We start from the raw sequence: 2,246 nt of genomic DNA on the forward strand, positions 1-2,246 counted from the left end.
GCGACGTTCAGCTCGGGGGTGGAGAAGCTGGTGGGCAGCGCGTTCAGCACCGCGCTGGCGTCGGGTGAGCGGCTGAGGATCTCCAGCAGGCGGGCCCCGGCGTAGGTGCCGTCGTCGAAGCCGTACCAGCGCTCCTTGAAGAAGATGTGGCCGCTCATCTCGCCGCCCAGTGGCGCGCCCACTTCCTTCATCTTCGCCTTGATCAGCGAGTGGCCGGTCTTGTACATCATGGGCCGGCCGCCGGCCGCCGCGATGGCGGGCCCGAGCCGCTGCGTGCACTTGACGTCGAACAGGATCGGCGCGCCGGGCACGCGCGACAGCACGTCGGCGGCGTAGAGCATCATCTGCCGATCGGGCCAGATGGTGTTGCCTTCCGAATCGATCACGCCCAGGCGGTCGCCGTCGCCGTCGAAGGCGAGGCCCAGCTCGGCGCCCGTTTCCTTCAGCTTCGCGATCAGGTCGCGCAGGTTCTCGGGCTTGCTCGGGTCGGGATGGTGGTTCGGGAAGTTGCCGTCCACCTCGCTGTACATCTCGATCACCTCGCAGCCGATGGCGCGGAAGATGTCGGGGGCCGAGGCGCCGGCGACGCCGTTGCCGCAATCCACGACGATCTTCATCGGCCGGGCGAGGTGGATGTCGCCCTTGATGCGGTCGCGGTAGGGGCCGAGGACGTTGACGTTGCGGATCGTGCCCTGCTGCGGCGGCTCGTCCCAGCCCTGGCTCTCGATCATGCGGCGCAGCGACTGGATCTCGTCGCCGTAGATGGCGCGGCCGGCCAGCACCATCTTGAAGCCGTTGTAGTCCTTCGGGTTGTGGCTGCCGGTGACCTGGATGCCGCTGGTGGCGAGCGTATTGGCGCCGAAGTACAGCATGGGCGTGGTGCACATGCCCAAGTCGATCACGTCGACGCCGGCGGCGGTGAGGCCGCGCACGAGGGCGGCCGAGAGCGAGGGGCCGCTCAGGCGGCCATCGCGGCCGACGGCCACGGTCTTCTCGCCTTCCTTGCGGGCCAGGGTGCCGAAGGCCCGGCCGAGGGCCTGGGCCACCTCTTCGTTCAGCGTCGACGGGACGATGCCGCGGACGTCGTAGGCCTTGAAGATGCTGGGGCTGAGCTGCATGGATCTGCTTGCTTTCTTCGGGTCGGGTCCGGCGCATTCTAAGAGGGGCCGCCTGCGGGAACATGTCCGGAAACGGCCAGTCCTGCCCGGCGCGGTGCGTATCATGGGCTGCATGAGCCCCGTCGAGCCGTCCCTGCATCCCGATGCCTGCTACCTGGCGCTGAAGACGCGCGACGCGCGTTTCGACGGCTCGTTCTTCACCGGCGTGACCTCGACCGGCATCTACTGCCGGCCGGTCTGCAAGGTGCGCACGCCGCGGCGCGAGAACTGCCGCTTCTTCGCCCTGGCCGCCCAGGCGGAGAGCGCCGGCTTCCGGCCCTGCCTGCGCTGCCGCCCCGAGCTGGCGCCGCAGGGCTTGCGCTGGTCGCTCAACGACGCGAGCGCCGTGCTGGCCCAGCAGGCCGCCCGGCTGCTCGACGAACCGGAAGCGTGGAGCGCCGAAGCGCCTTCGATCGAGGGCGTGGCGAAGCGGCTGGGCATCAGCGACCGCCATCTGCGCCGCATCTTCGAGGCGCAGCTGGGCGTCTCGCCCTTGCAGTACCTGCAGACGCGCAGGCTGCTGAGCGCCAAGCAGCTGCTGGCCGACACGCGCCTGCCGGTCACCGAGATCGCGCTCCTGAGCGGCTTCGCCAGCGTGCGCCGCTTCAACGCCGTGTTCGCGGCGCAGTACGGCATGAGCCCCAACGCGCTGCGGCGCGAAGGCGGCGTGCGCGAGGCGAGCTGCGAAGTGCGGCTCGGATTGCGGCCGCCGTACGACGTCGAGGCGATGCTGGGTTTCTTCCGCACCCGGGCCATCGAAGGCGTGGAGGCGGTCGGCGAGCGGCAACTCGCGCGCACGTTGGCGCTCGATGTCGCCGGACGGCGCTGGGAAGGCTGGCTGAGCGCCGACTTCGACGCCGCGCAGTCGCAGCTGGTGCTGCGCGTGAGCGAATCGCTGCACGGCGTGCTGCCGCTGCTGATCCGCCGCGTGCGGGCCGCCTTCGATCTCGACGCCGATCCGCAGGCGATCAACGCGCGGCTGCATGGCAGCTTCCCGCTCGGCGACGGGCTGCGCGTGCCGGGCTCGCTGAGCGGCTACGAGCTGGCCGTGCGGGCCGTGCTGGGCCAGCAGATCACGGTGGCGGCGGC

The 2,246-nt window shown here is 70.5% G+C and carries 2 protein-coding genes; one reads left to right on the forward strand and one right to left on the reverse strand.

The window, feature by feature from the left end; all coding sequences use genetic code 11:
• Positions 1–1,118 (reverse strand): phosphomannomutase/phosphoglucomutase (locus VFM98_RS22885; protein ID WP_325112199.1); only part of this gene is annotated, 1,118 nt, incomplete at its 3' end.
• Positions 1,119–1,230: 112 nt separating this feature from the next.
• Between VFM98_RS22885 and VFM98_RS22890 the strand changes: the two genes are divergently transcribed.
• Positions 1,231–2,246: DNA-3-methyladenine glycosylase 2 family protein (locus VFM98_RS22890; protein WP_325112200.1), on the forward strand; the 1,016-nt coding region annotated here is incomplete at its 3' end.

Origin of the sequence: Ramlibacter sp. (genome assembly GCF_035706265.1) — a bacterium.
In the GTDB taxonomy this organism is placed as follows: Bacteria; Pseudomonadota; Gammaproteobacteria; order Burkholderiales; family Burkholderiaceae_C; genus Ramlibacter.